Origin of the sequence: Polaromonas sp. (assembly GCF_010365105.1) — a bacterium.
Classification (GTDB): Bacteria; Pseudomonadota; Gammaproteobacteria; order Burkholderiales; family Burkholderiaceae_C; genus Polaromonas.
In genome coordinates, this window is record NZ_JAAFGZ010000001.1 from 279,618 (window position 1) to 302,652 (window position 23,035).

Sequence of the window (23,035 nt, forward strand, 5' to 3'; positions counted from 1 at the left end):
GAACCGCTGGTGCTTTTTTTCATTCGCATGGTTTTTATTTCAAGATGTTTTGTTCATGATTTTCAGCTATTGCGCGCAGGATGCCGAACACTTTTTTGCAGGGCTGGCCCGCCAGCCTGCCGTGCTGGTGCGTGTCGTTTCAACCCAGGGTTCGGTGCCGCGCGAAACCGGCGCCTGGATGGGCGTGTTTGCCGATGCTGTGGTGGGCACGATTGGCGGCGGCCACCTGGAATTCGAGGCGATGGCACGGGCGCGGGCACTGCTTGCGATATCCGGCGAGTCCTCCGTCCCGCAAAGCGTTGTTTCCCTGCGCCTGCGGTTTGCACTCGGGCCTTCGCTGGGCCAGTGCTGCGGCGGCGTGGTCCACCTGGCGTTTGAACGCGTCAGCGCCAGCGACCTGCCGGCACTGGCGTCCACACTGGTCAGCCCCTTGACACCGGTGGCGCTGTTCGGCGGCGGCCATGTCGGCCATGCGCTGGCCCGGGTACTGGTGCCGCTGCCGTTCTGCCTGCGCTGGATCGACAGCCGCGACGGCGTTTTCCCGCAGGACCTGCCGGCGCGCGTGGTCTGCGAGCATTCCGAGCCGGTGCAGTCGGCCGTCCCCGGTCTGGCGCCGCAGTCGCGCGTGCTGATCATGAGCTTCAGCCATGCCGAAGACCTGGAAATTGTCGCCAGCTGCCTGTTGCGCCAGCGCGAGCAAGCCGACCTGCCGTTTGTCGGCCTGATTGGCAGCAAGACCAAGTGGGCCGCCTTTCGTCGCCGGCTGGACGCGCGCGGCTTCAGCCCGGATGAACTGGCGCACATCACCTGCCCGATCGGCGTTCCGGGCATCAAGGGCAAGGAACCCGATGTGATCGCCGTGGCGGTAGCGGCGCAGTTGTTGCAGACACTTGACGGGCCGACGGGCAGGGCGTGACGCACTAACTGCTATGCAATCAATAGCTGCTTGCGCAATAAGCGCATGCGCAAAAGCACTATTTGGTCATGGAAATCGTCAACATTCGGCGCCCCAGGCCAGCCCCCTTTTCGGCGTCAATGCGCCGCCGCTTTCGAAAACACGTTGAGCACCACCACGCCGGCAATGATCAGCGCCATGCCCAGCAGGCCGGGCAGGTCGATCGTTTGCCGGTAGATCACGAAGCTGGCCAGGGTGATCAGCACGATGCCCAGCCCGGACCAGATGGCGTAGGCAATGCCCGTCGGCATGGACCGCAGGGTGATGCTCAGAAAGAAAAAGGCGATGGCATAACCGGCCACGGCCAGCGCCGAAGGCAGGCCGTGCGTGAAGCTGTCGCTGGCTTTCAGGGCGGTGGTGGCGATCACCTCGGCAACAATCGCAATGCCCAGGGCAAGATAAGCATTCATGCGCCGCGCTTTCAGAAGGTTCAAAGAGAAACGACAATTTTAGGGTTGCGCTGCGCGGCACAATCCGCTCTGGAGGCAACCATTTCATGACCACACCATCGTTTCATTCCCTTTCTGACGTGCGCGCACAACCGCGCCAGTTTCTCGACCACCTGTTCCAGGTCGCTGTCACGCGCGCCCTGCCGCTGGCCAACACCGCCCGGTTTTTGCCGGAGCCGCCCACGCCAGGGAGTGGTGGCCGCACCCTCGTGATCGGCGCGGGCAAGGCCGGCGGCGCGATGGCGCAGGCGGTCGAGGCGCTCTGGCCGGCGGATGCGCCGCTCGAAGGCCTGGTCGTGACGCGCTACCACCATGTGCCGCCGCGCTCCGAAGGCCTGCCCCGGCGCATCGAAGTCGTCGAGGCCTCGCATCCGGTGCCCGACGAGGCCGGACAGGCGGCGGCCGGGCGCATCCTGGCGATGGTCCAGGGCTTGAGCAAAAACGACCTGGTGCTGTGCCTGATCTCAGGCGGCGGCTCGTCGCTGCTGGCCTTGCCGGCCGAAGGGTTGAGCCTGGAAGAAAAGCAGTCCATCAACAAGGCATTGCTGGCCAGCGGCGCCAATATCAGCGAGATGAATTGCGTTCGCAAGCACCTGTCGCGCATCAAGGGTGGCCGGCTGGCTGCCGCCTGCGCGCCGGCGCGCGTCGTCACGCTGACCATCAGCGACGTGCCGGGCGACGACCCGTCGATCATTGCCAGCGGCCCGACCGTGCCTGACGCCAGCAGTTGCGCCGAGGCCGTCGCGATTCTCCAGCGCTACGGCATCGCGGTGCCCGGCGACATCATGAGCCTGCTGGAGCAGGGCGCGCTGGAAACCCCCAAGCCCGGCGATGCGCTGTTCGACGGCCATGAAGTCCACCTGATCGCCACGCCCCGGCAAAGCCTGCAAGCCGCCGCCGACGCTGCGCGCGCCGCCGGACTGCCTGCCTACATTTTGAGCGACGAAATGGAAGGCGAGTCGCGTGAAGTCGGCAAGGTGCATGCCGCGCTGGCGCGCGCCGTGGCGCAGACCGGCGAGCCATTTCAAAAGCCGTGCGTGATCCTGAGCGGCGGTGAAACCACGGTGACGATCCGCAAGCAGCCGCCCGGCACGCCTCGGGGGCGCGGCGGTCGCGCCGGCGAGTTCTGCATGGCACTGGCGATGGCGCTGCAAGGCCAGCCTGATGTTTATGCGCTTGCGGCCGACACCGACGGCATTGACGGCGTTGAAGACAATGCCGGCGCGTTCGTCGCGCCCGACACCTTGCAGCGCGCGCTGGCCGCAGGCATGAAGCTGGACCAGTATCTGGACCGCAACGATGCCTACGGCTACTTCGACCGGCTGGGCGACCTGGTTGTCAGCGGGCCGACTTACACCAATGTCAATGATTTCCGGGCGATATTGATTCTGTAGCCCGCCGGGTTTTATCCGGTGCTGCTTGCACGCTGGTTGCAGCCTCTTCCCGGCGCATCAGCGTGCGCACGAGGCGGGAAAACCATGCCAGCCCGACGGCTGCCGCAATCCAGACCAGACCTTGCCCCAGCCTTTCCTGGTCGCCGAGCAGGTAGGCATTGCACAGACGCACCGGCGAACTTTCAAACAGATAGCCGACCACGGCCGTCATCGGCAACACGTTGCCCAGGAAAAATCCCTGCACCAGCAAGCCGGCTGGCTGCCACGACAGCCGCAGCGCCGCGCCGCAAAAAAGCAGCGCCAGGAATTTGGCCAGCTCGATCCGGCCATCGACCAGCGCGAGGTCGAGCACGCGGGGAATCATCAGGAGCGCAAGCAGCAGGGCAGTGGCCAACAGGCCGCTGATGCCGTAGCCGTTCCAGCCATTCATGCGCTCGACCCAGCGTTGCGGCAGGCAGGCGGCCAGCCCGAAACCGGCCAGGGCCAGCAAGGGAAACTGCACCAGCATGTGACGGGTCATGCTGGCCTCAAGCCATTGCCGCGCTGACGGCAGCGCCAGCAGGCACATCAGGATTCCCGCAGCGGTCACAGACCCTTTGAGCCTGGATGTCGGCCACCGGTTCATGGCGAAACCTTACTCGCCAGGTCACGCGCATAGTCGAGCGCGAGTTGCTGCTCCGCATAGTCAAAAATACGCACCAGCCGGCCATGCTGATCGACCACCAGCAGCGCCGCGTTGTGCTCGAAATCGCCGCGCCCGTCGGGCACCACCACGACCTGGAAATCGGCCAGCAGACGCCGGGTTTCCTTTGCATCGGGCAGGCGCACGAAGCGCCAGTGCAGCGGGTCGGCGCCCAGCCGTGCCGCGTAAGCCTGTAGCACTTGCGGGTCGTCGTGCTGGCCGTCAAAGCTGATCGACAGCAGTTTGACCCGCTGCGCCGCCGCATCGCCGGGACCGGCCGCTTGCAGCGTCGCCTGCATTTGCTGGTAGGTGCTGCCCAGCGCCAGGCACACGGTCTGGCAGCGGGTATAGACAAAATCGACCAGCGTGACCGACTGTCCGCCCGCCAGGAATTGCGACAGCGGCTGTGCTTTCAGACTGGGGCCGTCAATCTGCACGGCGGGAGCGGCAATCGGTTGCAGGGCGACTTCCAGGCGCCGGGCGCCTTCTGCCGTCCAGACCTGAAAATCATGGGTAAGCCAGGCCGAGCAGGCATAGGCGGCAATGGCCAGCATGACGCTCAGGAACGCGGTCCGGAGCATCAGGTGGGATGCCTCCGGTCCATGATCAAGCCCGGTCCGGGGGTAGTCAGGGGAACGAGGTACATGCGGTCTGCTAAAACAAGACGTGTCAGGATGCCTTGGCCGTCAGCGCCTTGAGTTCGGCCCCGCCGTTAAACGGCGTGCTGCGGGTACTGGCCTTGCGTTCGGCTTCAAACGATTCGGCCTTGATGGGGTCGGCCTTGTTCGACCATTCCGCGCGGATGTAACTTGCCACTGCAGCGAGTTCGGCGTCGCTGAGCTGCTTGAAGGAAGGCATGGCGCCCTTGTAGGTGTTGCCCATCACCGTGATTTCGCCGGAAATTCCATGCAGCAGTATGTTGGCCACCGTGCGTTCATCACCGACCACCCATTCGGATCCGTCCAGCGGCGGAAATACACCGGGCAAGCCCTTGCCGGTTGCCTGGTGGCAAGCTACGCAATTAACGGTGAAGACCTGCTTGCCATTGGCCGCAGCACCCGGCGCCCCGGCCGCCGGCGCCCGCAGGTCTGCCAGGGTGCGCCGGTCGCCAAGATCGGGCTGGCCGAATGGTTCCGACAGCAGGATATAGGCCACGCCAGAGATCACCACCGCCAGCGTGATGAGCGCAACCAGGGTCGGAATCGGCCGGTTGAACTCGGAGGGGTCACCTTCTTCGCGCTGCTGGGACGGTCTGCGCGCCTCTGATTTATTGAACATTTTTCAGCCTCGCGATCAGGGTTTGGGCGCCGGCGGCAACACCGGATAGGTGTGGTTCAGCGACAAAAGGTATTTCACCAGATCAAGCGCTTCTGGCGTCGGCACCACCACCTGGCCGACGTTCGGGCCATAAGCGGGCGGCAAGGTCAAAGTCTGCTCGCCTTCTTTTTCGGCTTCCTTGGCATCCTTGACGGTAAACAGGAAGGGGTAGGACGGCATGATGGAACCCGGCGTGTAGGCGCGCGGCTGGTAGAGGTGGCCCAGATGCCAGTCCTTGCTGGGCTGGCGCGCGCCGATGTTGAACAGATCCGGTCCGGTCCGCATGCTGCCCAGCAGGTGCGGCTTGTCGTAGGTGTAGTCGCCCGGCACCGAAGCACGGCCCCAGCCACGCTCGAAATCAGGGCCGAATTTGCGGTCGCGCGGCTGCTGGCTGTGGCAATAGACGCAGCCGTTGGAAATGTAGACCGCCCGCCCGCGCAACTCGGCGCTGGTATAGGGTTTGAGACCGGGGGGCGGCTGGATGTCGCGCACCTCCATGTAAGGCAAGACCACCAGTGCGGCAGTGGCCACTGCCAGTGCCACCATCGCGCCGGAAACCAGCTTGACTTCATTGTCCATGAGCAAGCTCCTGTTTGTTGTTCTGCCAGAAGAGGGCCGCGCCGGTGCGCGTCGGTCCAAAACGCAGCGCCATGGCCAGGAAATGGCCGACGAAGACGAAGTGAGCCAGCACCATCAGGCTGCCGCCGACGCTGCGCCATTTGAGGTAAGGCAGGGTCAGCGTGACCGAGTCCATGAACGGCCTGGCGGCATCCAGCATGGCCACGCCTTGCAGCCAGCCGCCAATCGACAGGCCCACAAAGTAGATCGAAATGCCGATCGCCGAGAGCCAGAAGTGCAGCGTGATCAGCCGCGGGTACGGCCATTCCCAGTTCAATACGCGCGGCATCATGAAATAGATCGCGCCGAACAGCACCATCGTGACAAAGGCATAAGCGCCCAGGTGGGCATGGGCCACGGTGAAGTGCGTGAAGTGCGCAATCTGGTTGACGCTTCGCAGTGCCTCTATCGAGCCCTGCACCGAGGAGAGGAAGTACATGAGGCCGCCAAACATCATGAAGCGCAGCGTCGGCGAGTAGCGCGCCAGGTGCATGCGCCCCTTGAGCGTGCCGCCCATGTTGATGCTGAACGCCACGACGGGAATCACCATCATGATGCTTTGCACGATTGACAGTGTGGTCAGCCAGCCCGGCACCGGGCCGCCAATCAGGTGATGGCCGCCGACCTGTCCATAGAAGAACGCCAGCGTCCAGAAGCCCAGAATCGAGAGGTTGTAGGAGCGAACCGGGCGGCCGATGATTTTCGGCAAAAAGTAGTAAATCGCGCCCACACTGACGGGTGTGAACCACAGGCCCAGCACGTTGTGCCCGTACCACCAGTTGGTGGTGGCCTGCTGCACGCCGGTATGCACGCCCGGCAGTTTGGCAACCAGGAACAGCAGCGCAATCCACAACAATGCCGCCACCATGTACCAGACGCTGACATACAGGTGCTCGACCTTGCGGTTCACCAGCGTGAACAGCACCGGCAGGATCACCAGCGCAAAACCGACAAAAATCAGGATGGCGATTTGCCACGGAATCTCGAGGTATTCCATGCCGTCGGTCCAGCCCGCCGAGATGGAGCCAATGGCGGCGGCAATGCCCATGTTGATGAGCGCGCCGCCCAGCATGGCCCAGATCGCGCCATGCAGCCGCGTGCGCAGCAGGCGCGGCAGCAGCCAGAGCATCATGCCCAGCGCGGCATTGCTGATCCAGCCATAAAGCACGGCGGTCAGGTGGACCGTGCGAACGCGGCCAAAGGTCAGCCACGCCTGGTCGGTCAGCCAGTCGGGCTGATGCAGCTTGATCGAAGAGGTCAGGCCGGCGACCGAGCCGAGCAGCAGCCAGAAACAGGCAAAGGCGATGAACATGAAGACCGGAAAGGCGCTCGACTGGTCGGACGTGATGCGGTCCTGAAGTTCGTCAGCATCGGCCGCATGCAGCGGCGATCCGGGCTCCGCCGCGGCCTGTTGCATCGAATTCTTTGCGTCGTCCGGCAGCGCCGGGTCGTCGATCCGGCCGATCTCGCCGCGCGCAAAAATGACCGAAGCGGCAGCCGGATTTTCAACCAGCAGTCCTTTGCGCGACGACCAGATGAAGACGAACAGGCCGATGATCGAGAGCAAAAAAGCGCCGAGCAGGCTCAGAATGGCGCTGTCCATCATGCGTCTCCTGCCAGCGCCGCCTGGCTGGTGTTAGCGCTGTGCAAAGGAAGAGTGCCAATGACGGTTTTAAGTCGCCAGCATGGCCGATGGGTGAGGGCTTGAGTTTTCATATGATTTCTGTTTAGAGGGGCAATGTCGCCCCCGATGCATCGGCGGGCTAGTCCGGCCTGAATCCCGGCGCAGGGCTGGCTTTGAGGAAAAAAGCGGCCAGCGCTTCATCAGGCGTAATAACTTTATTCATACCGTCTCGCCTGTCAGCAGACTCGCGCCCTGCTTCATCTGGTAGCCGTACCAGAGGCTTTGGGCGATGCGCTTGGCAAGGTCCTTGGCGCGCGCAGCAAGGGCGGCGTTCGGCAGCGCGTCGGTGGTCTGCCCGAACAGCAGCAGCCAGCGCTGGAACAACTCGATCGTCAGACCTGGCAGGGCGGCATGCTTTGGCATGGGCGCACCGCGAAACCGGGCGGTTCCCCGCAGCGCCGATGACCAAAAATCGACCATTTTTGGCAGGTGCTTGTCCCAGTCCTTCACGTGCCGGTTGAAAACAGGCCCCAGCACCGCGTCCTCGCGCACCCGGTCGTAAAAGCCATATACCAGCTGGACGATTTCGTCTTCGGTGCATAAGTCTGCGGATGGCATGTGAGGTTCCTTGGGAAAGCAGGTGGGACTTGTCGATGACGCAGGCCCGGCTGAAAACATACATTTTCGGTGGAGCTTATCACTCGGGAATCAACCGTGTGTAGGCTGGGGGCATCGCGATTTCGGGGTGGGCAACAAAAAGCGGGCTTGTCCAAATGCTATCGAGTTGATAGCTGCTTGCGCATGTATCTATTGCGCTAAAGCCCATTTTTTGTCAGTATTTTGACAAGGCGTCAATGCCTGTGCATTGGTTTTTCGTGGTGGGCTCGCGGCCATGTTCAAACGCATCCCATCCTTCCTGCGCCATGTCGGCCCGGGTGTCATCACCGGCACTGCTGGACACCACGATTTCGCTGGCCAAGGGTTTGGCCATGCGCTTCAGGGTCGCCGCAGAACGTCTGGACGAGAAGTGACAGGTCGCCGATGCCGACACGCTGCCCTTTGACGGCACCAGTTTTGATGCCGTGTTGTCCACCTCGGCGTGAGGTTTTCACACCGCCGGGAAAAAGCCGTGAGCCATCACATGGCCTGCAAATCAGAAACGGTGGCGAACGCCGAGGCCGAAGCTGTTGCCTGTGGATTTGTTGATGATGCGGTGTTCATCAGCATGGCGTACGCATCGGTGCGCCTGGACAGGTTGTAGTCGTAGCCGAGGGTGGCGTTGGTGCGTTTCACGCCGGTCTTCGACAGTTTGGTGCTGACCAGGTCCACCAGTACCTTGCCGGTCGCTTCGGCCGGGATGGACGCGCCGAACTGCATGGTTTTGGCTTCGTTGGTCGAGTTGTCGGCTTTGGACCGGCCATAGCTGAGGAAGGGCTTGACCACGCCGAAGTCACAGGCGCCCAGCAGCATCCAGCTTTCTTGGTGCTGCCCAGGTAGGCATGGGGAATGCCGGGGTTGCTGATCTGGTCGGGTTCGTAAAAGCCGGTCAGCGTCAGCGGGCCGCCCAAGTAAAAGAAGTTGGCGCCGATGTTCTTCTTGCCGTTGTCCCCGGCAGTTCGCCGAACGGGTACTGGAAGTTGGCCTGGAAGCCGCCGAACTTCGGCGTGGTATAGGCAATCTGGTTGCTCCAGCCGGTGTCCGAGGGCGTGGTCGCCGCCCAGCCCGTGGCGTTGAACAGCGGCTCGTTCCTGTGCAGGATCAGCGGCGAAAACGTGAACGAATCGCCGAGCGGCTTGCGCGTGGGTGCCGGCGGTGCACAGCTGTGCGGCGCCCAGGGCCATGATTTTTTGATGCAGCGAAACTCCAGCAAATGGTGAAAGTGCCGATCACTCGGCATCGCTATGGACTATTCGCAAGCAATCTGGCTAATACGTGTCCATAGGTTGCTGGAAGGCAAGGACTATGCCCGGAATTGCTCCCGGTTGGGGCGGGTGAAACTCCCTGCGCCACCAGGCGTCCTATGATCCCCACCCATTCAGAGGGTTCCGATTTGAAAAACTTGAGGAAATGCACACACATGAGAAATATTTTGGCCTGCATTTTTACCGGTGCGCTGCTTTTGGGCTGCGGCGGTGGAGATGGCGGCTCTGATGGCTGTTCAGGCGGCGCTGCCAACTGTGCGCCGAACGACTCGAAACCGACGGGAAATGCGGGCTTGGCCGGCGGCGCAACGGCATCCGAAACCCAGGGCACCACGCTGTGCGGCGTCCATGTCGGAGACAAACTCCTGGAAGGACTGGTGACAAAGGTTCACGATGGCGATACGGTCACGCTGAGCCGTGCCGCAAGCGCCTATCAAATCCGGCTGGACAGCATCGACGCGCCGGAGCTGGCGCAGCCGTTCGGCAGCTTGTCGCAAGCCGCCCTGGCCCAGGCCGTGCTGGGAAAATCTGTGAAAGTGGCTTACAGCAAGACCGACCAGTACGGCCGGATTGTGGGCGCGGTGTTCACGGACAGTTGCCAGTACGTCAACCTGGATCAGGTATCAGTGGGCCTGGCATGGTTCTACAAGGCCTACCAATGCGAGATCAGCGAGGCGACACGCAATCAATTTATGCAGGCGCAGGGCAAAGCCGTGCAGGAAAAAGCGGGCCTGTGGGTACAAAGCGATCCCGAAGCGCCCTGGTTTTACCGCAACGGGTCCGAGCCCGTGACGCCGGTCTGCTCCAGTGGCGCATCCGTCTGGTCGGCAAATTCCGCATTGACAAGCGTTGGCCCGACCACCCCAGCCAACAGCGCGAGCAACTCCGGCAGCGCAGCGTCACCACAGACTTGCTATACAGGTCCTCGCGGCGGCACGTACACGCTCACGGCATCGGGCGGCAAGAACTACGGCGGCTGTTGAACGCCACGATCACAAACTCCCCAGCGCGCGAAGCACGTTCTCCGCCGTCGCTGGCGCGTCCAGTTGCACCCGCGCGCCCGGCCGTGCCTGCGCCACCGCTTCGCGCAGGGCTTCATACACGCTGATCGCCAGCATCAGCGGTGGTTCGCCAACAGCCTTGCTGCCGAACACGTTGTCCTCGCGGTTCGCCTCGGGCCACAGATCGACCTTGAAGTGCGCGGGCACATCGCCGGTGGTCGGAATCTTGTAGGTGCTGGGGGCGTGGGTGCTGAGCTGGCCTTTTTCGTTCCACACCAGCTGCTCGGTGGTCAGCCAGCCCATGCCCTGCACGAAACCGCCTTCGATCTGGCCGATGTCGATGGCCGGGTTGATGCTGTTGCCGACGTCGTGCAGGATGTCCACCTTCAGCACCCGGCTCTCGCCGGTCAGCGTGTCGATGGCGACTTCGGTGCAGGCGGCGCCGTAGGAGAAGTAATAAAACGGCCGGCCGGTCAGCGTGGTCTTGTCGTAATGGATCTTGGGCGTGCGGTAAAAGCCGTCGCTCCAGAGCTGGATGCGGTTGGCGTAGGCCAGCTTGACGACCTCGGTAAACGGGCGACTGCCGGTCGGCGTTGTCACTTCGCCGCCCTGGAAGCGCACTGCGCCCGCGCCGCAGCCATCCAGCCCGGCGACAAACTGCGCCAGGTTGTCCCGCACATGGCGGGCGGCGTATTGCGCGGCCCTGGCGTTCAGGTCGGTGCCGGCCGATGCGGCGGTGGCCGAGGCGTTGGGCACCTTGCTGGTGTCGCTGGCCGTCGCCAGGACCTGCTCGAATGCAATGCCGAGTTCGTCGGCGACGATCTGGCAGACCTTGGTGTTCAGGCCCTGGCCCATTTCGGTGCCGCCGTGGTTGACCTGGCAGGAGCCGTCGGTATAAACATGCACCAGCGCGCCGGCCTGGTTGAACAGCGTGGCGGTGAAGGAAATGCCGAATTTCACCGGCGTCAGGGCGATGCCGCGCTGGATCACCGGGCTGGCGGTGTTCCATGCCAAAATCGCCTGTTTGCGCAGGCGGTAGCCCGAAGTCTGCTCCAGTTTCGATAGCAATGGGTCGAGGATGTTGTCTTCGACCTTCATCTGGTAGTGCGTGACGTCGCGCTCGCCGATGCCGTACAGGTTGCGCTTGCGCACGTCCAGCGGGTCCAGGCCGAGCTGCCGGGCAATGTCGCCCATGATGGCTTCGATCACGATCATGCCCTGCGGCCCGCCAAAGCCCCGAAAAGCGGTGTGGCTCTGGGTGTTGGTCTTGCAGCGGTAGGAGGCGATTTCGACATCCTGCAAAAAATAGGCGTTGTCCACATGGAACACCGCGCGGTCGGCCACCGGGCCGGACAGGTCAGCGCTGAAGCCGCAGTTCACCGCCATCGTCAGCTTCAGGCCCGCGAGGCGGCCGGTGTCGTCAAAACCCACCGTGTAGTCGTAGGCAAACGGATGGCGCTTGCCGGTGACCAGAAAATCGTCGTCGCGGTCCATGCGCAGCTTGACGGGCTTTTTGAGCTTGCGCGCCGCCACCGCCGCCCAGACCGCCATTTGGCCCGACTGCGTTTCCTTGCCGCCAAAGCCGCCGCCCATGCGCCGGCACTCAACGCGCACGGCGTGGTTGTCAATGCCCAGCGCATGCGACACCCAGTGCTGGATCTCGCCCGGATGCTGGGTGCTGGAATACACCAGCCACTGGTTTTGTTCCTGCGGCAGCACGTAGGCAATCTGGCCTTCCAGGTAGAAATGCTCCTGGCCGCCGACTTCGAGCGTGCCGTGCAGCGTGTGCCGTGCCGATTTCAGCGCGGCGTCCGCATCGCCGCGCCGCACGAACACCGGGGGCAGCACATAGCTTTGCGCCTTCAACGCGTCATGCACATTCAGGATGGCGGGCAGGGCGTCGATGTGGCACTTGACCTGCCGCGCCGCGCGCCGCGCCTGCATCACGGTATCGGCCACGACCACGCCGATCACCTGGCCGATGTGCTGCACGCTGTCCTGCGCAAACACGGGTTCGTCGTGCGAAAAGTTGCCCAGCAGCGGGTCGCCGGGAATGTCGCGCGCCAGCATCACGCCGCGCACGCCGGGCATGGCCAGCGCGGCCGCCGTGTCAACGCCAAGAAGCCGGCCGTGGGCGACAGTGGACAAAATCGGCGCGGCATGCAGCGTGCCCTTGATCTCGGGAATGTCATCGACATAGATGGCCGCGCCTTGCACCTGCGCACGCGCGCTCTCGTGAAAGCGCGAACGGCCTGCCGCCTGCGGCACCGGCGGCGGGCTGACGGCAGCCGGCGGCGTGTCGGGCTGCTGGTCGGCATGCGCGTTGGCGTTGATCACGTCCGGGTCGGCGACTTCATCGCGGCTGGGGGAAATGTCCTTGTCCATGGTCATGCCCTTTCTTCCAGAACGAACGATTCCAGGTTGATCTGTTGCACACCCTGGCTCTCCAGCCAGTAGCGCTGCAGCAGGTTGCCCAGCACTTCGCGGCGGTAAGCGCCGGAGGCGCGCATGTCCGAAATCGGGCTGAACTCGGCGCGCAGCACGGCGATGGCGTGCTGAACGGTTTGAAGGGTCCAGGGCTGGCCGGCGAGCGCGGCTTCGGTCTGGACGGCGCGGGCCGGGGTGGCCGCCACGCCGCCCGCGCCTATCGACGCATGAACGACGATGCTGTTTTCAATATGCAGCTTGATCGCCAGGCAGACGGCGGAAATGTCGTCGTCGTAGCGTTTGGAAATCTTGTAAACCTTCATCGTCTCGTCAGGCGCAGCCTTGGGAACCTTGACAAAGGCCAGCACCTCGTCGGCCGCCATCACATTGGTCCGGTAGCCGGTGTAGAGCGCTTCCAGCGGCAACTCGCGCTGCCCGCGCACGCTGGCCAGTACGACAGACGCACCCAGCGCGATCAGCAGCGGCATCGAGTCGCCAATCGGCGAGCCGTTGGCAATGTTGCCGCCCAGCGTGCCCGAGTTGCGCACGGGCAGCCCGGCAAAGCGGCTGGCAAATTGGTGCAATTGCGGCCGGTCGTTGACCAGCGCGGCAAACGCATCGGCCAGCGTCACGGCCGCGCCAATCAACAACTGGTCGGGCTGGTCTTCAATGTGGCGCAGTTCTTCCACCTGGGTCAGGTCAATGATCTCGTCAAGCTGGCGGTGCTGCTTGGTCACCCACAGTCCCACGTCGGTGCAGCCGGCCACCAGCTGCGCCGCCGGATGCGCGGCGCGAAGCCTGAGCAACTCGGCCAGCGTGTACGGCAATTTGTAAGCTGAATCAGGCTCCTGCGCATAGCCCGACTGCGCTAGCAGCTCCAGTTTTGATAGCAGCGAGTTTTCGTCGAGCCGCATCGGCGGCAGGCTGGCCATGTGCTGCGCGGCGTCCAGGATGGGCCGGTAGCCGGTGCAGCGGCACAGGTTGCCCGAGAGTTCCTCTTGCGCCAGCGCCCGCGTGATGGGCGCGCCCCGGCTGACATGGTTGTTGTACATGCCAAACAGGCTCATCACGAAGCCCGGCGTGCAAAAGCCGCATTGCGAGGCGTGGCACTGCAGCATGGCCTGCTGCACTGGATGAAGTGTTGGCTCAGCCCCGACTTCCCCGCCAGCAGGGGCCGCGGAACCGGCTTCGCCGGGCCGCAGGCGCAGCGCCCCCTCGGGGGGCAGCGCAGTACGCGAAGCGACAAGCGTGGGGGCAATATCCTCGACCGTCCATAGCGCCATGCCGTCGATGGAGTACGCCAGCCGGATGCAGCTGTTGACGGCGCGCAGTCGCAGCGCGCCATCCTCGATCTGGCCGAGCACGACGGTGCAGGCGCCGCAGTCGCCTTCGCCGCAGCCTTCTTTGGTGCCGGTGCAGCCGAGGTCTTCGCGCAGAAGCTCCAAAACGGTGCGCCCGGGTGGTACATTGCCGAGATTGACCACTTCGCCCTTGCGGATGAAGCGGATGTTTTTGACGGCGGGCTGAACAGCAAAGGGTTGGAGGGTCATGGAAATCAGGTTAAAACAATCGGGCCATGCACTGCCTGCAGCGCTTCATATTACCCGCCGGGGCAGACAGGTATCAGCAGTCCGGCATGCCAGAGGCGGGAGGTCGTTGGCATGGCATCAAGCTTGCTGCAAGCGCTGCGCACAGGCCGGCAATCAGGATGCAATGCAAGGAAAATGCCGCACTCGCGACCGTGCTTTACCGTAACCCATGCGCTCCTGAAAACATAGCTGACTTTGCCCGTAGTGTGTGCGTAAACAGGCTGAAAGCCTGAAAAAAAAGATATCCGGATCACCAGAATGCCCTTGACTGCTTCATCTACCTTCGCAGCCTCCGGCGCGGCCCTGACGCCCCGGCTGCAGCTTGCCGGCATCAGCAAAAGCTATCCGGGCGTGGTCGCCAACAGCGACATTGCGCTCAGCGTGCTGCCCGGCCAGATCCATGCGGTGCTGGGCGAAAACGGCGCCGGCAAGTCCACGCTGATGAAGATCATCTACGGCTCGGTCAAGCCCGACGCCGGCAGCATGGCCATCGACGGCCAGCCGGTGGCGGTGCGCAACCCGCAGGAGGCGCGGGCGCTGGGCATCAGCATGGTGTTCCAGCATTTCAGCCTGTTCGACACGCTGACCGTGGCGGAAAACGTCTGGCTCGGACTGGGCAGGCATTTGAGCCTGGCCGAGGTGTCGCAGCGCATCCTGGAGACCACCCAGGCCTATGGCCTGCAACTCGACCCGACGCGGCCGGTGCACACCCTGAGCGTCGGCGAGCGCCAGCGCGTCGAGATCGTTCGCGCGCTGCTGACCAATCCCAAGCTGCTGATACTGGACGAACCGACGTCGGTGCTCACGCCGCAGGCGGTTGAAAACCTGTTTGTCACCCTGCGCAAGCTGGCGTTCGAGGGCTGCAGCATCCTGTACATCAGCCACAAGCTGCACGAAATTAGAGCGCTGTGCACCGCCTGCACCGTGCTGCGCAGCGGCAAGGTGTCGGGCGAATGCGACCCGCGCGAGGAATCGAATGCGTCGCTCAGCCGCCTCATGATCGGCGCCGAGCCGCCCGCGCTGGAGCGCCGCATCGTGAAGACCGGCGACATCGTGCTCGACGTCAGGCAGCTTGACCTGGCGAAGGAAGACCAGTTCGGCGTCGATCTGAACCAGGTGGCGCTTCAGGTGCGCGCCGGCGAGGTCGTCGGCATTGCCGGGGTGTCGGGCAACGGCCAGAAGGAGTTGCTCTATGCGCTGTCGGGCGAAGACACGCGCGCCGCCAGCGACGCGATCACCGTCCGGGGGCAAAGCGCCGGCCGGATGAGCCCGGCGCGCCGCCGCCGGCTGGGCCTGCATTTCGTTCCCGAGGAGCGGCTGGGGCGCGGTGCGGTGCCGACCTTGTCGCTGGCGCGCAACCTGCTGCTCACGCGCAAGGACGCGGTGTCGTCCAGCGGCTGGATCAGCGGCGGCAAGCTGCTGGCGCAGGCCCGGCAGACGATTGAACGCTACAAGGTCAAGTGCGGCGGACCGCAGGCGGCGGCCAAGTCGCTGTCGGGCGGCAACCTGCAAAAATTCATCATGGGCCGCGAGATCGACGCCGGCCCGGCGCTGCTGATCGTCTCGCAGCCGACCTGGGGCGTCGATGTGGGCGCGTCCAGCCAGATTCGCGGCGAACTGCTCAAGCTGGCCGGCGCCGGCTGCGCGGTGCTGGTGGTCAGCGAGGAACTCGACGAGCTGTTCGAGATCTGCGACCGGCTGTACGTCATGGCCAAGGGCCAGTTGTCGCCCTCGCTGCCACGCGCCGAGGCGACGGTGGAAAAGGTCGGCCTGTGGATGAGCGGCCTGTGGACGCCTGCTGCAGGGAGCGCGGCATGAAGCTCGAAATCCGGCCCCAGCCGTCGTCGTTCTGGAGCTATGCCTCGCCGGTGCTGGCGCTGCTGCTGACCGTGGCCATCGGCATTGGCCTGTTCATGGCGCTGGGCAAGGACCCGGTCAAGGGCCTGCAGGTGTTTTTCTGGGAACCCGTCAGGTCGCCCTATGCGATAGGCGAGTTGCTGGTCAAGGCCACGCCGCTCTTGATCATTGCGCTGGGGCTGGCGGTGTGCTTTCGCTCCAATGTGTGGAATATCGGCGCCGAAGGCCAGTTCGTCATGGGCGCGCTGGCGGCCGGCGGTGTAGCGCTGCTGGCCGACAAGACCACCGGGCCGTGGATCGTTCCGGCGATTTTGCTGGCGGGCGTGCTGGGCGGCATGTTTTGGGCGGGCATCACCGCGTTTTTGCGCGACCGCTTCAATGCCAATGAAATCCTGGTCAGCCTGATGCTGGTGTATGTGGCCGGCCTGATCCTGAACTACATGGTGTTCGGTCCGTGGAAAGATCCGAACGGCTACAACTTTCCGCAAACCCGGACGTTTGACGCCGTCACGCAGATTCCGCGCTTGATGCAGGGCTCGCGCGTGACGATCGGCATCGTGCTGGCGCTGGTCGGCGTGGGCGCGCTGTGGCTCTACCTGTACCGCACCTATGCCGGCTTTGCGCAGGAGGTCAGCGGCCTGGCGCCTGCTGCCGCGCGCTATGCCGGCTTTTCGTCGCGCCGCGCGCTGTGGGTGGCGCTGCTGATCTCGGGCGGCGCGGCCGGGCTGGCCGGTGCGCTGGAAGTGGCTGGGCCGATTGGCCAGCTCACGCCTTATGTGCCGGCGGGTTACGGCTTTGCCGCCATCATCGTCGCCTTTGTCGGGCGGCTGCATCCGGTCGGCGTGGTGTTTTCGGCCCTGTTGATGAGCATGTTCTATATCGGCGGCGAACTCGCGCAGTCGCGCTTGGGCCTGCCCAAGTCGATCACCGGCGTGTTCCAGGGCCTGCTGCTGTTCAACCTGCTGGCCTGCGACACCCTGATTGCCTACCGCCTGCGGCTGTCCCGGCCGCTTCCCCTTTCTGCCCAAGGAGCCCGCTGATGGATTCCACCGCCTTGTTGCTGGCCTCGACGCTGAGCGCCGGCACCGTGCTGGCGATTGCCTCGCTCGGCCTGCTGATCAACGAGAAAGCCGGCATCGTCAACCTGGGCGCCGAGGGCATGATGCTGTGCGCCGCCATTGCCGGCTTTGCCACCGTGGTGCACACCGGCAACACCTGGCTGGGGTTTGCTGCCGGCATGGCGGCGGGCGCTGTCCTGGCGGCCCTCTTTGGCGGGCTGGTGATCTGGCTCAACACCAATCAGTACGCCACCGGGTTGGCGCTGACGCTGTTCGGCAGCGGCTTTTCGGCCTTTGCCGGCATCAACTATGTGCAGGAAAAGCTGCCCGAGCAAACGCTCTACCCGATTCCCTTCCTGGCCGATATTCCCTTCATCGGCCCGGCGCTGTTCCGCCAGCATCCGATGGTCTACATCGCCATGGCGCTGACCGCCGCGCTGATCTGGTTTTTGTACCGCACCCGCGCCGGCCTGGTGCTGCGTTCGGTCGGTGAAAGCCCGGAGTCGGCGCATGCGCTGGGCTATCCGGTGCGGCGCATCCGCCTGGCCGCCGTGGTGGCCGGTGGCGCGCTGTGCGGGCTGGCCGGCGCTTATGTGTCGGTGGTCTACACGCCGCTATGGGTCGAGGGCATGATTGCCGGCAAGGGCTGGATTGCACTGGCGCTGACGACGTTTGCCACCTGGCGCCCGGCGCGGGTCTTGCTTGGCGCCTACCTGTTCGGCGGCGTGACGATGCTGCAGTTTCACCTGCAGGGGCTGGGCGTGGATGTGCCGCCCCAGTTCCTGTCGATGCTGCCCTACCTGGCAACCATCGTGGTGCTGGTGCTGATTTCGCGCAATCCGCTGTGGATACGCATCAACATGCCGACCTCCATCGGCAAGCCATTCCACCCGGGCGCCTGAGTTTTCCGCATCCGATAATGGGGCTTTCCCCGCCCGGACGGAACCGATTTTTTTGACCCTTGAATGAAAGCGACATGACATGACAGACCTGCAAAAACGTTCCCTGCTCAAGCTGGCGGCCCTTTCGGCGGTGGCTTCGGCGGCCCTGATGGGTTGCGGCAAGAAGGAAGAAGCCGCGCCGGCCCCTGCGCCCGCGCCCGCCGTGGCACCTGCGGCCAAGGCCGAACCGCTGAAAGTCGCCTTTGCCTATGTCGGCCCTGTCGGCGACGGCGGCTGGACCTTTGCGCATGACAACGGCCGCAAGGCGGTTGAAAAGGAATTCGGCGACAAGATCGTCACCAGTTTTGTCGAAAAGGTTCCCGAGTCGGCCGATGCCGAGCGCGTCATCCGCGACATGGCCTCTCAAGGCAACAAGTTGATCTTTGGCACCACCTTCGGCTACATGGAGCCGATGCTCAAGGTCGCCACCGACCTGAAGGATGTCAAGTTCGAGCATGCCACCGGCTACAAGACCGCGCCCAACCTGCGCACCTATGACAGCCGCACCTACGAAGGCGCCTACATGGCCGGCGTGGTGGCGGGCAAGATGAGCAAGACCGGCACGCTGGGCGTGGTCGGCTCGGTGCCCATCCCCGAGGTCGTTCGCAACATCAACAGCTTCACGCTGGGCGCGCAGTCGGTCAACCCGGCGATCAAGACCAAGGTGGTCTGGGTCAACGAATGGTTCAACCCGCCAAAAGAAACCGAAGCGGCCACGGCCTTGATCAACGGCGGCGCCGACGTGCTGTTCCAGAATACCGACTCGTCGGCCGTGCTGCAGACCGCCGAGAAGATGGGCAAGCGCGCCTTTGGCTGGGATTCGGACATGACCGCCTATGGCCCGAAAGCCCACCTGGGTTCAGCCGTGATCAACTGGGGTCCGTACTACATCAAGTCCGTGGGTGAAGCGCTCAACGGCACCTGGAAGGGTGACGAGCGTGCGTGGTGGGGCGTCAAGGAAGGCGCGATCGACCTGGTGTCCATCGCCGCCGATGTGCCCGACGAGACGAAAAAACGCATCGACGAAGTCAAGGCCGGCCTGAAGGACGGCAGCTTTTCCATCTGGAAAGGCCCGATCATGGACAACACCGGCAAGGAATTGCTGGCCAAGGACGTGGTCGCCGACGACAAGTTCCTGGGCGGCCTGAAGACCTACGTCAAGGGCGTCGAAGGCAAGGTTCCAGGCGGCTGATGTCCGGCTTGCCCCCTTTTCGAAGGGGGCGGCGGCAAAACAGAGATACTTGCGGGCTGCCTTCGGGCAGCTTTTTTTATTTCTGGAGTTGCCATGAAGCTTGTCAAACCCGTAGCCGCCGACCGCTTGAGCGCGCTGCTCAGGCAGATGCCCAAGGCCGAGCTGCACATCCACATCGAAGGCTCGCTGGAGCCCGAGCTGATCTTTGCGCTGGCCGAGCGCAACGGCGTGGCGCTGCCTTATGCCAGCGTGGACGCGCTGCGCAGCGCTTACGCCTTCACCAACCTGCAGAGCTTCCTGGACATCTATTACGCCGGCGCCAGCGTGCTGATCACCGAGCAGGATTTCTACGACATGGCGCGCGCCTATTTGTTGAAGGCGGCGCAGGACAACGTCGTTCACGCCGAACTGTTTTTCGACCCGCAGACGCACACGGCGCGCGGCGTCAGCATGGAAACCGTCATCAACGGCCTGCACCGCGCCTGCGTCGATGCGCAGGCTGAACTGGGCGTGAGCGCTTCGCTGATCCTGTGCTTTTTGCGCCACCTGAGTGAAGAAGACGCCTTTGAAACACTGGACCAGGCACTGCCGTTCCAGGAAAAGTTCATCGGCATCGGCCTGGATTCCGGCGAGGTCGGCAACCCGCCGGAAAAGTTCGCCCGGGTGTTTGCCCGCTGCCGCGAACTCGGCTTTCATCTGGTGGCGCATGCAGGCGAGGAAGGCCCGCCGGCGTATATCTGGACGGCGCTGGATCTGCTCAAGGTCGAGCGCATCGACCACGGCGTGCAGGCCACAAAGGACGCCGCCCTGATGCAGCGCCTGGCCAAAGACCGCATCGCATTGACCGTGTGTCCGCTGTCCAACCTCAAGCTCTGCGTGTTCCCCGACCTGGCCAGCCACAACCTGCGCCAGCTGCTCGATGCCGGGCTGGCAGCGACGGTCAACTCCGACGACCCGGCCTATTTTGGCGGCTACCTGAACGAGAACTTCACGCAGACCTTTGCTGCCGGGCCGCTCGACGCCGAACACGCCTACCGCCTGGCGCGCAACAGTTTTGAGGCCAGTTTTATCGACAGTGCGACCAAGCAGCGCCACATTGACCGGCTGGATGCAAATTTCGAAGCTTTTCACTGACACGCAATGGAAAAGTTGAATGCACGGCCTGAGGGCTGCTTTGGCATTTGATGCCTTCCCATCGAGACGTTAAAAAACCATGCTTGAACCCATAAAACCACAAGAAGAGCTTGCCCGTGTCACGGAATTGCATGATTTATGCGTACTGGACACCGCGCCTGAAGAACGCTTCGACCGTCTCACGCGCATTGCCCAGCGGCTGTTCGGTGTGAACATCGCGCTGGTGTCGCTGATTGACCATGACCGGCAGTGGTTCAAGTCACGGCAGGGGCTCGATGACCTGGAAACGCCCCGGAACATCTCGTTTTGCGGCCATGCCATCCTGAGCGATGCGCCTTTGGTCGTGGAAGATGCAAGCGTTGATCCACGTTTTGCTGACAACCCGCTGGTCACGGGCCCCCTGGGAATCCGGTTTTATGCCGGCATGCCTTTGCAGGGCCCGAAAGGCTACCGGGTCGGCACCCTGTGCCTGATTGACCAGAAACCGCGCCCATTCACCCCGGAAGATGCCGCCGCATTGCGCGACTTGGCTGCCGTCGTGTCGGATCAACTGGCCAACAAGGAGCTGAGCCAGGCCGTCAAGTCGGCCAAAGAGAGCGAATCGCGGCTGCGCCAGATCACCGACACCGTGCCTGCCTTGATTGCCTACCGGGACAGGGACCAGCGTTTCATCTTTCACAACAAAGCCTATGAAGAGATTCTGGACCTGGATTTTGAGCAGATTCATGGCCGCACGGTGGCCGAACTGATCAGCCCGCAAGCCTACGGACCCGTTCATGACAAGGCCGATGAGGTGCTGCGCGGTTGCCCGGTTCGCTTCGAGCGCACCTATGTCAAGCGAAACGGCGAGAACAGGATCTACGACATTCAGTATTTCCCGAGTTATGGCGACGGCGCGGACGCCGCCAACATCATCGGGTTTTTCTCGCTGGGCGCGGACATCACCGAGCTCAAGCGCATCGACCGCATGAAAACCGAATTCATTTCGACCGTCAGCCATGAACTGCGCACACCCCTGACTTCGATCCGGGGCTCGCTGGGACTGGTTCTGGGCGGCGTGGCCGGAGAGCTGCCCGAGGCCGCCAAGAGTTTGGTGGACATTGCGAACAAGAACTGCGAGCGCCTGATCCGCCTGATCAACGACATCCTGGACAGCGAAAAAATCGAGTCCGGCAAGATGCATCTGGAATTGACGGTCGTCAACATGGCGCAACTGGTGCAGCAGGCCATGGCTGCCCATGAAGGCTTCGCCGGCCAGCACGGCGTGAAGCTGGTGCTGCATGCGCCCGATACCTCGCTTCAGGCAAGCGCCGACAGCGACCGGCTGGTGCAGGTCGTGACCAACCTGTTGTCCAATGCCGTGAAGTTTTCACCGCCAGACGGCATGGTGACCGTGAACGTGTTGCGGGTCCCACAAGGGGTCCGGGTGGAGGTTGTTGACTGCGGCCCGGGCATTCCTGATGGTTTTCGCGACCGGATATTCCAGAAGTTCTCGCAGGCCGATGCATCCGACAGCCGGGAAAAAGGCGGCACCGGCCTGGGGCTCAACATTTCACAGGCCCTCGTCCACAAGATGGGCGGCCAGATCGGCTTTGCCAGCAGTGCTGGCGCGGGTTCGACGTTTTTCTTTGAGTTCCCCGAATGGCGAAACCCGCAACCGGCTGTGCCGCTGCCGCCCTGCGACGTTCAACCCGTCCCCAGGCGGCCATGCATCCTGATTTGCGAGAGCGATGCGGATGTCGCGCTCCTGATCAGCATGATGCTGGAAAAAGCGGGGTTCGAGTCGGAAATGGTGCATGGTGCGCCGCAGGCGCTGGAACGCGCCCTGCGCGGCAGCTTCGATGCCCTCACCGTGGACTTGAATCTCCAGGGTAGCGCGTCCTTCATCAATGCAGTGCGTGGCGATGAACGTACACGCCATCTACCTGTCGTGGCAATTTCTGCCATGCCCGGGGAAGGGCGACTGCAATTCAATCAAAAACTTCTCACCGTGTCGGACTGGCTTGAAAAACCCATCGACGAAAGCCGGCTGGTGCTAAGCGTGCGCCGGGCCGTGGCGGGTACGAAGGGCGCAAAGGCGCGCATCCTGCATGTGGAAGACGATCCCGACATCCAGAGCATCGTTGCCGCCGTCGTTCAGGACAGTGCAGAGTTCGAGTTTTCGGCCACGCTCAGTGACGCCCGTGTCCAGCTGCGCGAGAATTCCTTTGACCTGATCCTGCTGGACCTTGCGCTGGGCGAGGATTCGGGCTGGAGCCTGTTCGAGGACATCGACAAACTCCAGCCCAGGCCGCCGGTGATCGTGTTTTCTGCCAGCGATGAAGACCCGACGCAACGCAAAAAGGCGGATGCGGTCCTGGTCAAGTCCAACACGTCCAACACCGAATTGCTCAATGCGATACAGCGCGCCCTCCTGACCCCCGAAAATGCCGGGAATTCAGGGCGCATTCATTTCAAAAATCAGGATTGACCATGTCCTCACCGCTTTGCCGCATTCTTTATGTTGAAGACCAGCCTGACATCCGCCTGGTGGCCAAGATGGCGCTGGAGGTCGTGGGGAAATTTACCGTCGTGGCCTGCGCATCGGGCCAGGAGGCGCTGAGTCTGGCCCCTGACGCCATGGCTGACTTGCTGTTGCTGGACGTGATGATGCCCGGCATGGACGGCCCCAGCACCTTGCAGGCCTTGCGCCAGTTGCCTGCCACGGCGCATACGCCGGTGATCTTCATGACCGCCAAGGTGCAGGCCGCTGAAGTGGCGCTTTACAAGGCCATGGGGGCGCTGGAAGTGATTTCCAAGCCTTTCGACCCGATGAAGCTGTCCGATCAGTTGCGCCAGGTATGGGCGGCGCGCCCCTGAAACCCGATCCTGGCGT

Annotated in this window: 20 protein-coding genes and 1 pseudogene; 10 read left to right on the forward strand and 11 right to left on the reverse strand. The window is 63.4% G+C overall.

Annotated features, from left to right (window positions below; all coding sequences use genetic code 11):
* Positions 1 to 55: 55 nt before the first annotated feature.
* Positions 56 to 916: a xanthine dehydrogenase accessory protein XdhC gene (xdhC, locus tag GZ092_RS01300; RefSeq protein WP_293633796.1), complete on the forward strand. Its 861-nt coding sequence runs from the start codon at positions 56 to 58 to the stop codon at positions 914 to 916.
* Between the two features lie 116 nt (positions 917 to 1,032).
* Here the strand turns inward: xdhC and GZ092_RS01305 are convergent, their stop codons facing one another.
* Positions 1,033 to 1,365 (reverse strand): SMR family transporter, encoded by a 333-nt coding sequence (locus GZ092_RS01305; RefSeq protein ID WP_293633798.1) that lies wholly within the window; start codon positions 1,363 to 1,365, stop codon positions 1,033 to 1,035.
* 86 nt (positions 1,366 to 1,451) lie between these two features.
* Between GZ092_RS01305 and GZ092_RS01310 the strand changes: the two genes are divergently transcribed.
* Positions 1,452 to 2,798: a glycerate kinase gene (locus GZ092_RS01310; RefSeq protein ID WP_293633800.1), complete on the forward strand. Its 1,347-nt coding sequence runs from the start codon at positions 1,452 to 1,454 to the stop codon at positions 2,796 to 2,798.
* On the opposite strand, the gene GZ092_RS01315 is transcribed toward GZ092_RS01310, so the two are convergent.
* The 8 genes and pseudogenes from GZ092_RS01315 to GZ092_RS01350 form a co-directional block, all read right to left on the reverse strand.
* Positions 2,767 to 3,423 (reverse strand): hypothetical protein, encoded by a 657-nt coding sequence (locus GZ092_RS01315; RefSeq protein WP_293633802.1) that lies wholly within the window; start codon positions 3,421 to 3,423, stop codon positions 2,767 to 2,769. The two genes, GZ092_RS01310 and GZ092_RS01315, sit on opposite strands and share 32 nt — an antisense overlap.
* Positions 3,420 to 4,061, reverse strand: a complete 642-nt coding sequence (locus GZ092_RS01320; protein ID WP_293633804.1) for an SCO family protein — start codon at positions 4,059 to 4,061, stop codon at positions 3,420 to 3,422. The genes GZ092_RS01315 and GZ092_RS01320 overlap by 4 nt, the downstream gene beginning before the upstream one ends.
* 88 nt (positions 4,062 to 4,149) lie before the next feature.
* Positions 4,150 to 4,758 carry a cytochrome c gene (locus tag GZ092_RS01325; RefSeq protein ID WP_293633806.1) on the reverse strand — a complete coding sequence of 203 codons (609 nt, stop codon included), beginning with the start codon at positions 4,756 to 4,758 and terminating at the stop codon, positions 4,150 to 4,152.
* A 15-nt stretch (positions 4,759 to 4,773) separates the two neighbouring features.
* Entirely contained in the window at positions 4,774 to 5,376 is a 603-nt protein-coding gene (locus GZ092_RS01330) for a cbb3-type cytochrome c oxidase subunit II (protein ID WP_293633808.1), read from the reverse strand.
* On the reverse strand, positions 5,366 to 7,018 hold the full coding sequence (locus GZ092_RS01335) for a cbb3-type cytochrome c oxidase subunit I (protein WP_293633810.1): 1,653 nt from the start codon (positions 7,016 to 7,018) through the stop codon (positions 5,366 to 5,368). The genes GZ092_RS01330 and GZ092_RS01335 overlap by 11 nt, the downstream gene beginning before the upstream one ends.
* Positions 7,019 to 7,258: 240 nt before the next feature.
* The gene (locus GZ092_RS01340; RefSeq protein WP_293633812.1) at positions 7,259 to 7,657 is read right to left on the reverse strand and encodes a group III truncated hemoglobin; all 399 of its coding nucleotides are present in this window, start codon (positions 7,655 to 7,657) and stop codon (positions 7,259 to 7,261) included.
* Between the two features lie 214 nt (positions 7,658 to 7,871).
* Positions 7,872 to 8,030 carry a hypothetical protein gene (locus GZ092_RS01345; RefSeq protein WP_293633814.1) on the reverse strand — a complete coding sequence of 53 codons (159 nt, stop codon included), beginning with the start codon at positions 8,028 to 8,030 and terminating at the stop codon, positions 7,872 to 7,874.
* Between the two features lie 162 nt (positions 8,031 to 8,192).
* A pseudogene (locus tag GZ092_RS01350) lies at positions 8,193 to 8,831 on the reverse strand (porin); the annotation flags it as partial.
* A 285-nt stretch (positions 8,832 to 9,116) separates the two neighbouring features.
* Between GZ092_RS01350 and GZ092_RS01355 the strand changes: the two are divergent.
* Positions 9,117 to 9,944: a thermonuclease family protein gene (locus GZ092_RS01355; RefSeq protein WP_293633815.1), complete on the forward strand. Its 828-nt coding sequence runs from the start codon at positions 9,117 to 9,119 to the stop codon at positions 9,942 to 9,944.
* A 9-nt stretch (positions 9,945 to 9,953) separates the two neighbouring features.
* Here GZ092_RS01355 and xdhB read toward each other — a convergent pair whose 3' ends face one another.
* Both xdhB and xdhA read right to left on the reverse strand, forming a co-directional pair.
* Complete coding sequence (xdhB, locus tag GZ092_RS01360) at positions 9,954 to 12,353, reverse strand: xanthine dehydrogenase molybdopterin binding subunit (RefSeq protein WP_293633817.1); 2,400 nt, start codon at positions 12,351 to 12,353, stop codon at positions 9,954 to 9,956.
* Positions 12,350 to 13,939: a xanthine dehydrogenase small subunit gene (gene xdhA / locus GZ092_RS01365; RefSeq protein ID WP_293633819.1), complete on the reverse strand. Its 1,590-nt coding sequence runs from the start codon at positions 13,937 to 13,939 to the stop codon at positions 12,350 to 12,352. Before xdhA ends, xdhB begins: the two co-directional genes overlap by 4 nt.
* Before the next feature lie 303 nt (positions 13,940 to 14,242).
* On the opposite strand from xdhA, the gene GZ092_RS01370 reads away from it, so the two are divergent.
* The 7 genes from GZ092_RS01370 (at position 14,243) to GZ092_RS01400 (ending at position 23,019) form a co-directional block, all read left to right on the forward strand.
* Positions 14,243 to 15,796, forward strand: coding sequence for an ABC transporter ATP-binding protein (locus tag GZ092_RS01370; RefSeq protein WP_293633820.1), 1,554 nt, complete (start codon positions 14,243 to 14,245; stop codon positions 15,794 to 15,796).
* Positions 15,793 to 16,875 carry an ABC transporter permease gene (locus GZ092_RS01375; protein WP_293633822.1) on the forward strand — a complete coding sequence of 361 codons (1,083 nt, stop codon included), beginning with the start codon at positions 15,793 to 15,795 and terminating at the stop codon, positions 16,873 to 16,875. The genes GZ092_RS01370 and GZ092_RS01375 overlap by 4 nt, the downstream gene beginning before the upstream one ends.
* Positions 16,875 to 17,795 carry an ABC transporter permease gene (locus GZ092_RS01380; RefSeq protein WP_293633824.1) on the forward strand — a complete coding sequence of 307 codons (921 nt, stop codon included), beginning with the start codon at positions 16,875 to 16,877 and terminating at the stop codon, positions 17,793 to 17,795. The genes GZ092_RS01375 and GZ092_RS01380 overlap by 1 nt, the downstream gene beginning before the upstream one ends.
* 79 nt (positions 17,796 to 17,874) lie before the next feature.
* Positions 17,875 to 19,026, forward strand: coding sequence for a BMP family ABC transporter substrate-binding protein (locus GZ092_RS01385; RefSeq protein ID WP_293633825.1), 1,152 nt, complete (start codon positions 17,875 to 17,877; stop codon positions 19,024 to 19,026).
* 93 nt (positions 19,027 to 19,119) lie between these two features.
* Entirely contained in the window at positions 19,120 to 20,160 is a 1,041-nt protein-coding gene (locus tag GZ092_RS01390) for an adenosine deaminase (RefSeq protein WP_293633826.1), read from the forward strand.
* A 79-nt stretch (positions 20,161 to 20,239) separates the two neighbouring features.
* On the forward strand, positions 20,240 to 22,630 hold the full coding sequence (locus GZ092_RS01395; RefSeq protein ID WP_293633828.1) for an ATP-binding protein: 2,391 nt from the start codon (positions 20,240 to 20,242) through the stop codon (positions 22,628 to 22,630).
* 2 nt (positions 22,631 to 22,632) lie between these two features.
* Entirely contained in the window at positions 22,633 to 23,019 is a 387-nt protein-coding gene (locus GZ092_RS01400; protein WP_293633830.1) for a response regulator, read from the forward strand.
* Positions 23,020 to 23,035 lie beyond the last annotated feature (16 nt).